The organism is Chiayiivirga flava, assembly GCF_014202825.1.
In the GTDB taxonomy this organism is placed as follows: Bacteria; Pseudomonadota; Gammaproteobacteria; order Xanthomonadales; family Xanthomonadaceae; genus Chiayiivirga; species Chiayiivirga flava.
In genome coordinates, this window is sequence record NZ_JACHHP010000003.1 from 70,747 (window position 1) to 84,133 (window position 13,387).

Genomic DNA, 13,387 nt, shown 5'->3' on the forward strand with positions numbered 1-13,387 from the left:
GTGGCGCTGCTTCGCCGGGGGCGGGCGGGTAAACTTGCGGGCTAACCACGGCCTCGGACTTTCGCCTTGATCAAGCCCCGCACCCCGCCCGGCGTCATGGAGCTGCTGCCGCGCGACCAGATCGCGTTCCAGCAGATGCTCGACACGATCCGGCGCAATTTCGAGCGCTTCGGATTCCTGCCGGTGGAAACGCCGGTGATGGAACTGTCGGAAATGCTGCTGACCAAGTCCGGCGGCGAGACCGAGCGCCAGGTGTACTTCGTGCAGTCCACCGGCGCGCTGCAGAACGCGGACGCCGATGCCGTGCCCGAGCTTGCGCTGCGCTTCGACCTCACCGTGCCGCTGGCGCGCTACGTGGCCGAGCACGAGCACGACCTGAGTTTCCCGTTCCGCCGCTACCAGATGCAGCGCGTCTACCGCGGCGAACGCGCACAGCGCGGGCGCTTCCGCGAGTTCTACCAGTGCGACATCGACGTGATCGGCAAGGACGCGCTGAGCGTGCGCTACGACGCCGAGCTGCCGGCCGTCATCCACGCGGTCTTCAGCGAACTGGACATCGGCGCGTTCACCATCCAGCTCAACAACCGCAAGCTGATGCGCGGTTTCTTCGAGAACCTCGGCGTCGACGACGGCGAACGCCAGGCGTTGATGCTGCGCGAGGTCGACAAGCTCGACAAGCGCGGCCCGGACTACGTGCGCGACACGCTCACCGGCGCGGAGTTCGGCCTGTCCGCCGATGCGGCGCAGAAGATCCTCGACTTCGTGCAGATCCGCTCCTCCGGGCATGCCGATGCACTGGCCAAGCTCGATGCGCTCGGCAGCGGCAGCGCGACGTTCCGGCAGGGTATCGCCGAGTTGCGCGAGGTGCTGGAGCTCGTGCGTGCGCTCGGCGTGCCGGAAGCGAACTACGCGATCAATCTCTCCATCGCGCGCGGCCTCGACTACTACACCGGCACCGTCTACGAGACCGTGCTGAACGACTATCCGCAGATCGGATCGATCTGCTCGGGCGGCCGCTACGAAAACCTCGCCGGGCACTACACGAAATCGCACCTGCCGGGCGTGGGCATCTCGATCGGACTCACGCGACTGTTCTGGCAGCTGCGCGAGGCCGGGCTGGTCGACACCGCCGACAGCACGGTCGAGGTGCTCGTCAGCCAGATGGACGAGGCGCGCCTGCCGCTGTACCTGGCCATCGCGGGCGAACTGCGCGCCGCGGGGATCAATACCGAAGTGCAGCTGGAAGCGAAGAAACTCGGCAAGCAGTTCCAGTACGCGGACCGCGCCGGCATCCGCTTCGTGGTGGTGGTGGGCGAGGCGGAAGAAGCGAAGGGCACCGTGGCGATCAAGGATCTGCGCAAGCAGGAACAGTTCGAGGTTGCGCGCGAAGAGCTTGCGCGCACGCTGCGCGTGGAGCTCGAACAGGCACGCGCGATGGCCATGCCGGGGTCGGGCGCATGAGCACGGCCGTCAGGCTCGACGGGGCGTCGCTGACGCGGGCCCAGGTGCTGGCGGTGGCGCGCGACGGCGCGCGCGTGCAGCTTGATGCCGCGCAGCTTCAGCGCGTGCAGCGCGCGGCCGACTTCCTCGCCGAACAGGTCGCGCGGCAGGAACCGATCTACGGCGTCACCACCGGCTTCGGCAGCAACGCCGACAAGCTGCTCGGCGCGCATCGCGTGCGCGACGAGCTGCCCGGTTCGCGTGCCGACGCGCCGGACGGCACGCTGCTGGAGGAGCTGCAGCGCAACCTCGTGATCACGCACGCGGTGAACGTGGGCGAACCGTTCGCGCCGGACGTGGTGCGCGCGATGCTCGTGATCCGCGTCAACACGCTGATGCGCGGGCATTCGGGCATCCGTGCCTCGACGCTGCAGGCGCTCGCCGAGCTGATCAATCGCGACGTGGTGCCGGTGATTCCGCAGAAGGGATCGGTCGGTGCGAGCGGCGATCTCTCGCCGCTGTCGCACCTCGCGCTCGTGCTGCTCGGCGGTGGCGAGGCCTTCGTCGGCGGCGAGCGGCTGCCCGGTGCGGAGGCGCTGCGGCGTGCGGGTCTTGCGCCGGTGCGGCTTTCGTTCAAGGAAGGTCTCGCGCTCAACAACGGCACCGCGCAGATGCTCGCCACCGGCGTGCTCGCGATCGAGCGGATGCAGATGCTGCTGCGGACGGCCGATCTGGCCGCGGCGATGACGATCGAGGCCTTCGCGGGCCGTGCGCGCGCGTTCGACGAGAAGGTGCACGCGTTGCGCCCGCATCCGGGCCAGGTGGAAACGGCGGCGAACCTGCGCGCGCTGCTCGACGGCTCGACCCTGGTCGACATCGACTACCACCTCGTGCCGCGCTTCCGCACCTGGCAACCGGACGCGTGGCAGACGCCCGAAGACCAGGCGCGCCATTTCGACATCGCCTGGGACTGGGTGCCGGCCAACCAGCGCCACGGGCGCGAGGCCTTCTACCGCCGGTTCCTGCCGTTCCGCGGCGGCAAGAAGCACCAGCCGCAGGACAGCTATTCGATCCGCTGCATCCCGCAGGTGCACGGCGCGGTGCGCGACGCGCTGGCGCAGGCCGCGCGCGTGATCGACATCGAGCTCAATGCCGTCACCGACAATCCGCTGCTGTTTCCGGACCTGCCGGGCGACGATCTGCCGATCGAGGCGCGCGTCATCAGCGCGGGCCACTTCCACGGCATGCCGCTGGCGCTGGCGATGAGTTACCTCAAGGCCGCGATTCCGGTGCTCGCGAGCATCTCGGAGCGGCGCCTGAACAAGCTCGTGGATCCAGCGACGAGCGACGGCCTGCCGGCCTTCCTGATCGGAAACGAGGACGGCACCGATTCGGGCTTCATGATCGTGCAGTACAGCGCCGCGGCGCTGGTCAACGACCTGTGCAGCCGCGCCCATCCGGCGTCCGTGTATTCGATCCCGACCAGCGCCAATGCCGAAGACCACGTCTCGATGGGCGCCAACGAGGCGCGGCACGTGCTGGACATGACCGCGGACCTGTCGCACGTGCTGGCGCTGGAGATCTACACCGCGGCGCAGGCGCTCGACTACCGGCGCGACATGATCGAGGCGGCGCGCTCACTCGCGCGGCGTGGCGACGCGATGCAGCTGGCCGCCAAGGTCACCAACGCGCCGCGCCCCGGACACGAGCACCACGCGCAGTTCGCAAGCGAATGCGAGGCGCTGATGCGGGAACTGGCCGGCAGCGGGGATTTCCAGCCGTCCGCGCCGGTGCGCCGCGCGTGGGCGCGCGTGCGCGAGGACATCGCCTTCATGCAGCGCGACCGTGCGATGGATGGCGATGTCGCGCGGATCTGCGCGCTGGTCGACAGTGGCGACCTGTTGCGCGCGCCTTGACCTCGAGCGTCCGCACAGGGCTGCGAGGCGTTGCCCGCGGCGCGCGCTGCGCGCCGGACGCCGGGCCCGCAGGCCCTGCCGTACTTGCTGCGGCGGCGGCGGGCGCCGACGTCAGGCGCCTGCCATCGCCAGCTGCGCGCCACTGCGGCGTTCGCCTTCCCTGCGGAACACCGTCGCGTTGATGCCGGTGTGCAGCTTGAAGCTGCGCGAGAACGCGCATCGGCTGCCGTAGCCGAGGTCCGCCGCGATTTCGCCGATCGACAGCCCGCTGCGAGCGATCAGCAGCTTCGCCATCTCGATGCGTGCCGCCACGTGCAGTGCGCCAGGCGTCTCGCCGAACACGTCGCGGAACGCCTTGATGAAGTGCGACTTGGAGTACCGCGCGGCCTGCGCGAGCGAATCCATGTCGTGTTCGTCGAACGGTGCGTTCAGGATGCGGTTGCGTGCGTGCAGCAGGCGCTGCAACGCCATGTGGCGATGCTTTTCCGTGCGGCCGGGCGCGCGCGCGAGCCAGCCCGCGATTTCGCTCTGTGCCGCGAGCGCTGCATGCATGAGCTGCAAGGCCTGGAACGCGCGCCATTGCGGCTCCCACGTGGCGGCATGGCGCAGACAGGCAAACGTGCTGGCGATCAGGCTGGCCGGGGCGCGGCTACACAACGCGTACGGCATGCGCTGCAGACCGCGACGCGGCTGCAGCGCGAACACGGCCCGGCCGAACGCAGCCTGCGGCACGGCAACGAGCAGACCCACGCCGTCGTAGCCGGGGAGTACGCTGGCGCGATAGTCGCACGGCAGGGTGAGGTAATGCCGGCCGGTCAGCAGGAACGGGCCATCGCGGCTGTCGATCGCGAACGCACCTCGCAGGCAGATCCAGAGCGTGGCGTGATCGGGAAGTTCGGGCAGACGCCCGAGGTTGTCGTGCAGCGACAGCAGCATCGAGGGCGGAATGGAGGGCCCGGACGCGAGCGCATTCGGGCCCGGTGGCGGGGCGGCGAGTGCGCGTGTCGTGGATTCCGTCGGATCGAGCGCGAGCGATGCAGGCATGGATGGGCGTCCTTTCAGTGGCCTCGGGTTGCGCAGCGCCCGCTCCCACGCATGGAAGGAGGCGGTGCGTTTGAGTTGACCTACGCGCCCCGTGCAGGCCGGAGCGCATGGCGCGCTGCCGCCGCAATGCTCCGCATCGGTGAATGCACCTCCCATCCGTTTCGTGGCCGGCTGCCGGATTGCTAAGCACCGACGATTGAAATCGTTATCGGCGCCTACGCAAATCGAATTGCGCGGCTCCGTCCCGTGCTCCCCACCGACTACTGTGCGCGCGCCGCTTGTTAAAGATGCGTTGTGAACGACGCCTCGGCGGACTGCCCGGATTTGCTCACTCATGGAGAGACACATGAACCACGCCCCGCTGCGCACGGCCATCCGCCGCGCGCTGACCATCGGCCTCACCCTGCCGATCGCCTTCACCGCCGTCGCGCAGGACGAAGACGATGCCGCCACCCTCGACCGCATCGAAGTCACCGGCTCGCGCATCAAGCGTGTCGACATCGAAGGCCCGAACCCGGTCACCGTGATCGATCGCGCCGATCTTGAAATCTCCGGCGACGTGTCGGTGGCGGACGTGCTGCGTTCGTCGACCTTCAACACCCTGGGTTCGTTCGTGCAGTCCTCGGGCAACACCGCCCAGTCGCAGGCGACCATCTCGCTGCGCGGCATCGGTTCGGAGTACACGCTGATTCTGCTCGACGGCCGTCGCATCGCGTCGTCGCCGGTGCTCGGCGCGGCTGCGCAGAACCTCAACGCGATTCCGTTCGCGGCGGTGGAGCGCATCGAAATCCTGCGTGACGGCGCCTCGGCGCTGTACGGCTCCGACGCGGTCGGCGGCGTGGTCAACATCATCCTGCGAAAGGATTTCGAGGGCCTGACGCTGACCGGCCAGATCGAGCGTCCGACCCGTGGCGAGCCCGATGCGAACTCGGCCTCGATCACCGGCGGCATCTCGTCGGACCGCGGCAACCTGACCTTCGTCATCGACCATCAGGAACGCGACATCTTCTTCAACCGCGACCGCGCCACGGGCGTCCCGGGCCTGGATCCGGCGGTGGGCCTGTCCGCGTTCGGCTTCCCCGGTTCGGCGTACGTGTATTCGTCGACCGACGGTTCGTTCTCCGGCGACTTCGTCGGCGCGTTCCCGGACCCGCAGTGCCCGACGGCGCTCGGTTCGGACCCGCTGTTCCCGAACTCGGTCGTGGTCGAGAACGCCTACGGCGCGCTGTGCCGCTTCAACTACGCCGCGGTCTCGGCGAACGAAGCGTCGCTGCGCCGTGAATCGGCGATGGTCAACGGCAACTTCCAGCTCACCGACAACGTCAGCGCGTTCACCCGCGTGATGGCGAACTCGGGCGAGTCGTTCGGCCGTTACGCCGCGACCCCGGTCACCGGTCCGTTCCCGACCATGCGCGGCGACAACCCGAACAACCCGTTCGGCGGCGACGCCACGCTGCTGTACCGCTTCGTGGCGGGCGGCAACCGCGACAGCACCGTGCGCGACCACATGCTCGACGTGCTGTTCGGCCTCGAAGGCCAGATGGACCTGTTCGGCGGCGCCGAGTGGGAAATCGCGGCGCGCCACAACCGCTACGAGATCGACTCGATCGGCACCGGCTACCTGCTGCGTCCGCCGCTCCAGTCGGCGATCGACGAGGGCACGTTCAACCCGTTCGGCAACCCGAACGACCCGGCGTTCCAGGCCGCGGTCGGCGCACTCAGCCACACGATCCTGCAGAACTCGGTCACGCGTGACGTCGGCATCGACGGCCTGCTGTCGTTCGACCTGTTCGAGATGGCGAACGGCCCGGCCGGCATCGCGGTGGGCTTCGACTACCGCGACACGTACTTCGCCGACCTCGTCGACGCGCAGTCCGCCGCGCTGAACGTGTCGGGCACCGCGGGCGGCAACGCCCAGGGCGAACGTGCCCAGTACGCGGTGTTCGCCGAAATGGCGCTGCCGCTGCTGTCGAACCTGAACCTGTCGATCGCGGCGCGTTACGACCACTACAACGACTTCGGCAACAGCACCAACCCGAAGGTCTCGCTCGACTTCCGTCCGATCGAATCGCTGCTGCTGCGTGCCTCCTACGGCACCGGCTTCCGCGCGCCGGACCTGGCGAGCCTGTACCAGTCGGGCGTGCAGTCGTTCAACGGTGCGCGCGACACGCGTGCCTGCAATGGCGGAGTGCCCGATTTCAGCGCGCCGTTCAACCCCTGCACGGTCCGCCAATACGAAAACCGCACCGGCAGCAACCCGAACCTCGAAGCGGAAGATTCGACGAACTGGGGCGCGGGCGTGGTGTGGAGCGCGCTCGACAACCTGACCTTCAGCCTGGACTACTATAATGTCGAACTGGAGAACCAGGCTGCGGTGCTGACGCTTCAGCGCATCCTCGATCTGGAAGCCGAAGGCAATGCGCTGGTCGATGGTCTCGTGACCCGCAGTCCGGCCACCGGTGCGATCCAGATCGTCAACCGCGCGCCGCTGAACCTGGGCGGCTTCAAGACCGCCGGCTACGATTTCGAAGTCGACTACCGTCTGGACACCGACCTCGGTGTGTTCTCGCCGAAGTTCGTCGTGACCTACGTCGACAAGTTCGAAACCTCGTCGTTCCCGGGCTTCCCGTTTGAAGATGCGATCACCGGCTCGGGTTTCACCCCGGACACGCGCGCGCAACTGCACTTGGACTGGTCGCTCGGTGATTTCGCCGTCGGCATCGTCGGTGACTACATCGGCGACAGCTCGGACGAGGTCGAGATCGAAAACGAAGATGTGGTAGTGAACATTCCGTCGTGGACCAAGTGGAATCTGCAGGCCACCTGGTCGGCGCCGTGGAACGGCAAGGTTACCGTCGGCGTCCGCAACGTGGCCGACAAGGCACCGCCGCTCGACAACTTCGTACTCACGTCGCCCTTCTACCTCAACAGTCAGTACGACTTCCTCGGCCGCGTCCCGTATGTGCGCTACGAACAGAAGTTCTGATCCGCAGCATCCTCTGCACCGCGATACCACACGGCCCGCATCTGCGGGCCGTGTGCCGTTCGGCCACCGCTACCGCGCTAGAATCGCTGCAGCTTGTTCTGCGTCGGTGTCCATGCCACTGCTCCTGCTGCCGGAACGTCGCCGCCTTGGCGGCGATCCCTCCTCCGCCCCGACGCTGCAACGTCTGCTTGCGCGTGGCGATTCGTCCACCGTTCCCGACGGCGCGGCAGCGCAGATGCACGCGGCCTTCGATATCGTTCCGCGCCACCTGTCCCCCGCCGCGCTTAGCCGCGAGCACGACGCGCGCGATGCCGCGCTCAACGCCTGGCTGCGGGCGGATCCCGGGCACGTGCGCGCCGACATGGGCATGGGTCGGCTGCTCGCCTGCGGCGATCTCGGGCTCACGCCGGACGAAGTCGAAGCACTGCTCAAACCGTTGCGTCCGCTGTTCGGCGACGAAGGCTTCCCGATTTCGGCCCCGCATCCCGGGCGCTGGTACCTGATGCTGCCGCGCGAGGTGCAGTTGCCGGCGTTTGCGGCTCCGGACGCCGTGCTCGGCGACGATCTCTACAACCATCTGCCGCAGGGCGAGCCGGGCCGGCGCTGGCGGCGCCTGCTCAACGAGGCCCAGGTGATCCTGCACAACCATCCGGTCAACGCGGCGCGCGCGGCGCAGGGCAGGGTGACGGTCAATACGCTGTGGTTCTGGGGCGGAGGCACGCTGCCCGGTTCGGTGCGCTCGGCATGGACCACGCTGCACAGCGGCGACCCGGTATTGCGCGCACTGGCCGGTCTGGCCGCGATGTCCGTCGCCGACCTGGACACGGGCGACGGCGATCGGGCCGATGCCGGCGTCGTCGAGGTCGGCCACATCGATGCCGGCACGATGCTGGACCTGCGCGATGTCCGCGATCGAGCCGCACTCGAACGACGCTGGCTCGCGCCGCTGTTCGCGCAGCAGCGGCGCGGTCGGCTCGATACGATTGAGTTGCTGTTCGCCGACGGGCTGCGCGTGCGCTACGCACCCGCGCACCGTTGGCGATTCTGGCGCCGCCCCCCGGCGACGCCATCCTGAGCGTGCCTTCCCCGACCCGCATCCGGCGGCGTGCCCCGGCCACCGGGCTCGATCAGTGCCACGCGCTGCACCCGGTGCTGCGCCGCGTCTACGCCGCGCGCGGGCTCGCATCGCAGGCGGACACCGAGCCGCGTCTTGCGGCCTTGCTGGCGCCGTCGCAACTGGGGGGCCTTGATGCCGCCGTGGAGCTGCTGCAGACGGCGTTGCGCGACGACGCCCGCATCCTCGTCATCGGCGACTTCGACGCCGACGGCGCGACCGGTACCGCGGTGGCCGTGCGCGGCCTGCGCCTGCTCGGCGCGCGCAACGTCGGCTTCCGCCTGCCGCATCGCATGACGCACGGTTACGGTCTTTCGCCCGAACTCGTCGCCGACCTGGGCGAGGCGCGGCCGGACCTTCTGCTCACCGTCGACAGCGGCATCGCGTGCCTGCGTGGCGTGGCGGCGGCCCGTGCTGCAGGATTGCGCGTGATCGTCACCGACCATCACCTGCCGGGCAACGAGCTGCCCGTCGCGGACGCCATCGTCAATCCCAACCTGCGCGGCGACGCGTTTCCGAGCAAGGCGCTGGCCGGCGTCGGCGTGGTGTTCTATCTGCTGCTCGCGCTGCGCGCGCGACTGCGTGCGGCGGGCTGGTTCGCGACGCGCGGCATTGCCGAGCCCGATCTGTCCGTGCTGCTCGATCTCGTCGCCCTCGGCACCGTGGCCGACATGGTGCCGCTCGACGCCAACAACCGCGTGCTCGTCGCGGCCGGCCTCAAACGTCTTCGTGCGGGCCACGGCCAACCAGGCGTGCGTGCCTTGATCGACGTCGCCGGCCGCCGCGCCGATCGGCTGAACGCATCCGACCTCGGTTACTCGGTGGCGCCGCGGCTCAATGCCGCCGGGAGGCTCGACGACATGTCGCTCGGCGTCGAATGCCTGCTCTGCGACGATCCGGCCGTCGCCGCCACGCTCGCCGCCCAGCTGCATGCCATCAACAGCGAGCGCCGCGACCTGCAGCAGCAGATGCTGGAGCAGGCCGATGCGATGGTGCAGCGCTGGCTCGGCCGTGTCGGCGGTGCGCTGCCGCACGGCGTTGCCGTGTTCGATGCGCAGTGGCATCCGGGCGTGATCGGGCTGGTGGCTTCGAAGCTCAAGGACTCGTTGCACCGGCCCGTTATCGCATTTGCGCCCGGCGGCGACGACGGTCTGCTGCGCGGCTCGGCGCGCTCGATCCGCGGCTTCCACATCCGCGATGCGCTCGCCGATCTGGCCGCCGCCGATCCCGACCTGATCGTGCGTTTCGGTGGCCATGCGATGGCGGCGGGCCTCACGCTCGCACCGTCGCAACTCCCGCGCTTCACGACCGCCTTCGACGCGCTCGCCGCGCACCGGCTCGACGCCGCCGCGCTGCAGGCCGAACTGTGGACCGACGGCGCGCTCGATCGCGGCGACCTGTGCCGCGCGCTGGCCGAAGACCTGCGCTACGCCGGTCCGTGGGGCCAGGGATTCCCGGAACCGGTCTTCGACGACGAATTCACGGTCGAATCGTGGAAAACGGTGGGCACCGCGCACCTCAAGCTGACGTTGCGCCATCGCGACGGCGGCGAACCGCTCGATGCGATCGAATTCGACGGCTGGCGCGGCGACCCGCCGCCAGCGCGCGTGCACCTGGCCTACCAGCTCGAACTCGACGACTGGCGCGATCGCCACGGCGTGCAGTTGCTCGTGCGGCTGCGGCTGCCGGCGCACGCCGGCTGAGCGCTGCGACGCCCGTCTGCTACCATTCGCGGCCCATTCCGCACCGCAGCACGCCATGCTCGAACTCAATCCCATCCGGTCCCGCATTGCCGACCTCAGCGAGCGTCTCGCGACGCTCAGGGGGTATCTTTGACTTCGATCTGAAGGCCGAGCGGCTCGAGGAAGTCACGCGCGAACTCGAAAGTCCGGACGTCTGGAACGACCCCGCGCGCGCGCAGCAGCTCGGGCGCGAACGCGCGGGGCTGGAGAAAATCGTCGGCGGCCTGCGCGAGCTGAGCGACGGCCTCGCCGAGGCCGGCGACCTGCTCGATCTTGCGCAGGAGGAAAACGACGACGCCACCGCGCAGGCCGTGCTTGCCGACATCGACGGGTTCGAGACCCATCTGGGCAAGCTCGAATTCCAGCGCATGTTCTCGGGCAAGATGGACGCGGCCAACTGCTTCGTCGACATCCAGGCCGGCGCCGGCGGCACCGAGGCGCAGGACTGGGCCGAAATCCTGCTGCGCATGTATCTGCGCTGGGCCGAAGGCCGCGGCTGGAAGACAGAACTGATGGAAGCCTCCGACGGCGAAGTGGCGGGCATCAAGTCCGCGACGTTCCGCGTCGAGGGCGACTACGCCTACGGCTGGTTCAAGACCGAAATCGGCGTGCACCGCCTGGTGCGCAAGAGCCCGTTCGATTCCGACAACCGCCGCCACACGAGCTTCACCTCGGTGTTCGTCTCGCCGGAAGTCGACGACGAGATCGAGATCGAGATCAACCCGGCCGACCTCAAGACCGACGTCTACCGCTCGTCCGGCGCCGGCGGCCAGCACGTCAACAAGACCGAATCGGCGGTGCGCATCACGCACGTGCCCACCAACACCATCGTCGCCTGCCAGACCGAGCGCTCGCAGCACGCCAACCGCGACCGCGCGATGAAGATGCTGAAGGCGAAGCTGTACGAACTCGAGATCCAGAAGCGCAACGCCGAACGCGACGCGGTGGAAGCGACCAAGTCCGACATCGGCTGGGGCAGCCAGATCCGCAACTACGTGCTCGACCAGAGCCGCATCAAGGACCTGCGCACCGGCATCGAACGCTCCGACACGCAGAAGGTGCTCGACGGCGATCTCGACGAATTCGTCGAGGCGAGCCTGAAGGCCGGCCTGGAAGCGGGATCGAAACGGAGCGACGCGGCGTAAGCTCGCCGTGCGTTGACGTTTTTCCTTTCGCGACGCGGTTGCAGCTTCACGGCGGAAACACTCGGCTTCAGCCCACCACGCCCGCCCGAAGCCGCGACCTCCGCCCCGCGTCATCCCCACCAGACCGTCATTCCCGCGAATGCGGGAATCCAGTGACCCTTCCTGGTTCTGCCGTGTTCGTTTCTCATACGACCACAGCAAGATCAAAGTCGACAAGAACCGAGAAAGGTCACTGGATCCCCGCATGCGCGGGAATGACGAGAGGGGTGTCGAAGTGTCGTGGTGAACATCACCGCGGCCTCACAGCATCCACACGACATTGTCCGGCGCCAACTCCATGAACAATCAGACCACCCCCGACCAGTCGCACCCCCCCGTCGACGAAAACAAGCTCATCGCCGAGCGTCGCAGCAAACTCGACACCCTGCGCGCCGCCGGCATCGCGTTTCCGAACGACGCCCGCCGCAGCGAATACGCCGGCGACCTGCAGGCCGAGTACGTCGACGAAGACACCTGGACCACCGAGGCCCTCGACGCGCTCGGTCGCGAGGTGGCGCTGGCCGGTCGCCTGATGGCCAAGCGCGTGATGGGCAAGGCCAGCTTCGCGCAGATCCAGGACGAATCCGGCCGGATTCAGCTGTTCCTGCAGGCCGGCGCGCTGGGCGAGACCTACGACGCCTTCAAGGGCTGGGACGTCGGCGACATCGTGCACGTGCGTGGCCTGCTCACCCGCACCAAGACCGGCGAACTGTCGGTGCGTGCGTCGCGGTTGCGTCTGCTGACCAAGTCGCTGCGTCCGCTGCCGGACAAGTGGCACGGCCTGTCGGATGTCGAACAGCGCTACCGCCAGCGTTACGTCGACCTCATCGTCTCGCCCGAGGCGCGCGAGGTGTTCGTCAAGCGCTCGAAGATCATTCGCGCGATGCGCAAGTGGCTCGATGCGCGCCGTTTCCTCGAAGTGGAAACGCCGATGATGCACTACATCCCCGGCGGCGCCACGGCCAGGCCCTTCGTCACGCACCACAACGCGCTCGACCTGCAGCTCTACCTGCGCGTGGCGCCGGAGCTGTATCTCAAGCGTCTGGTTGTCGGCGGGCTGGAGCGCGTCTACGAAATCAACCGCAATTTCCGCAACGAGGGCGTGAGCACACGGCACAACCCCGAATTCACGATGCTCGAACTGTACGAGGCGTATGTCGCCTACGACGAGGTGATGGATCTCACCGAGAACCTGCTGCGCGACGTGGCGCAAGAGGTGCTCGGCAGCACGCGGGTGACCTGGGACGGCGCTGACATCGACCTCGGCCCCGCGTTCCGCCGCTGGCGCATGGACGAAGCCGTGCGCCACCACAATCCCGAGATCGGCGTCGCGGACTGCACCGACCGCGCCGCGCTGCTGCGGCACTGCGAACGCCTGAACATCCGCGTCAAGCCCTCGTACGGCTGGGGCAAGCTGCTGCTGGAAATCTTCGAGGCGACGGTCGAACCCACCCTGATCCAGCCGACCTTCATCACCTCGCACCCGGTGGAAGTCTCGCCGCTGGCGCGCGCATCCGATGCCGAACCCGGCTACACCGACCGCTTCGAGCTGTTCATCAACGGCAAGGAACTGGCAAACGGGTTCTCGGAGTTGAACGACCCCGAAGACCAGGCCGCGCGTTTTCTCGCACAGGTGGAAGCCAAGGAGGGCGGCGACGACGAGGCGATGCACTTCGACGCCGATTACATCCGCGCCCTCGAAGTGGGTCTGCCGCCAACCGGGGGGCTTGGTGTGGGCATCGATCGGGTCGTAATGATGATGACTGGCGTCGATTCGATCCGCGATGTGCTGCTGTTTCCGTACATGCGGCCGGTCGCGGGGTAGGTTGCGGGTCACGCGCAGAGGACGCAATCCCCCTTCCGCCTGCCGGCACCTTCCCCCGCTGCGCGGGAGAAGGGCTTCTTCGGTCGACGCAGTATCGATCGAAGGCAACTTCGATGCACAGCACAGCAGAGCGGAG

General features: G+C 68.2%; 8 protein-coding genes. 7 read left to right on the top strand and 1 reads right to left on the bottom strand.

Features of this window, described 5'->3' with window-relative positions:
* Positions 1 to 66 precede the first annotated feature (66 nt).
* Positions 67 to 1,461: a histidine--tRNA ligase gene (hisS, locus tag HNQ52_RS08900; RefSeq protein ID WP_183960791.1), complete on the top strand. Its 1,395-nt coding sequence runs from the start codon at positions 67 to 69 to the stop codon at positions 1,459 to 1,461.
* Positions 1,458 to 3,356 (top strand): HAL/PAL/TAL family ammonia-lyase, encoded by a 1,899-nt coding sequence (locus HNQ52_RS08905; RefSeq protein ID WP_183960792.1) that lies wholly within the window; start codon positions 1,458 to 1,460, stop codon positions 3,354 to 3,356. The genes hisS and HNQ52_RS08905 overlap by 4 nt, the downstream gene beginning before the upstream one ends.
* Positions 3,357 to 3,467: 111 nt before the next feature.
* On the opposite strand, the gene HNQ52_RS08910 is transcribed toward HNQ52_RS08905, so the two are convergent.
* Positions 3,468 to 4,400: a helix-turn-helix transcriptional regulator gene (locus tag HNQ52_RS08910; protein ID WP_183960793.1), complete on the bottom strand. Its 933-nt coding sequence runs from the start codon at positions 4,398 to 4,400 to the stop codon at positions 3,468 to 3,470.
* A 346-nt stretch (positions 4,401 to 4,746) separates the two neighbouring features.
* Here HNQ52_RS08910 and HNQ52_RS08915 point away from each other — a divergent pair, with 346 nt between their 5' ends.
* From HNQ52_RS08915 to lysS, 5 genes are all read left to right on the top strand, one after another.
* Entirely contained in the window at positions 4,747 to 7,386 is a 2,640-nt protein-coding gene (locus tag HNQ52_RS08915) for a TonB-dependent receptor plug domain-containing protein (RefSeq protein WP_183960794.1), read from the top strand.
* Between the two features lie 112 nt (positions 7,387 to 7,498).
* Positions 7,499 to 8,461, top strand: a complete 963-nt coding sequence (locus tag HNQ52_RS08920; protein WP_183960795.1) for a phosphoglycerate mutase — start codon at positions 7,499 to 7,501, stop codon at positions 8,459 to 8,461.
* A gap of 2 nt (positions 8,462 to 8,463) precedes the next feature.
* Positions 8,464 to 10,203: a single-stranded-DNA-specific exonuclease RecJ gene (gene recJ, locus HNQ52_RS08925; protein ID WP_183960796.1), complete on the top strand. Its 1,740-nt coding sequence runs from the start codon at positions 8,464 to 8,466 to the stop codon at positions 10,201 to 10,203.
* A 55-nt stretch (positions 10,204 to 10,258) separates the two neighbouring features.
* A protein-coding gene (gene prfB, locus HNQ52_RS08930) for a peptide chain release factor 2 (RefSeq protein WP_183960797.1) occupies positions 10,259 to 11,387 on the top strand; the annotation gives its coding sequence in 2 pieces (ribosomal slippage) (positions 10,259 to 10,333 and positions 10,335 to 11,387; 1,128 coding nt in all).
* 337 nt (positions 11,388 to 11,724) lie between these two features.
* On the top strand, positions 11,725 to 13,251 hold the full coding sequence (gene lysS, locus HNQ52_RS08935; RefSeq protein WP_183960798.1) for a lysine--tRNA ligase: 1,527 nt from the start codon (positions 11,725 to 11,727) through the stop codon (positions 13,249 to 13,251).
* Positions 13,252 to 13,387: the final 136 nt, after the last annotated feature.

Coding starts and splice junctions, on each gene's coding strand:
- HNQ52_RS08905 (WP_183960792.1), top strand. CDS start 1,458: ATGAGCACGGCCGTCAGGCTCGACGGGGCGTCGCTGACGCGGGCCCAG.
- HNQ52_RS08910 (WP_183960793.1), bottom strand. CDS start 4,400: ATGCCTGCATCGCTCGCGCTCGATCCGACGGAATCCACGACACGCGCA.
- HNQ52_RS08915 (WP_183960794.1), top strand. CDS start 4,747: ATGAACCACGCCCCGCTGCGCACGGCCATCCGCCGCGCGCTGACCATC.
- HNQ52_RS08920 (WP_183960795.1), top strand. CDS start 7,499: ATGCCACTGCTCCTGCTGCCGGAACGTCGCCGCCTTGGCGGCGATCCC.
- lysS (WP_183960798.1), top strand. CDS start 11,725: ATGAACAATCAGACCACCCCCGACCAGTCGCACCCCCCCGTCGACGAA.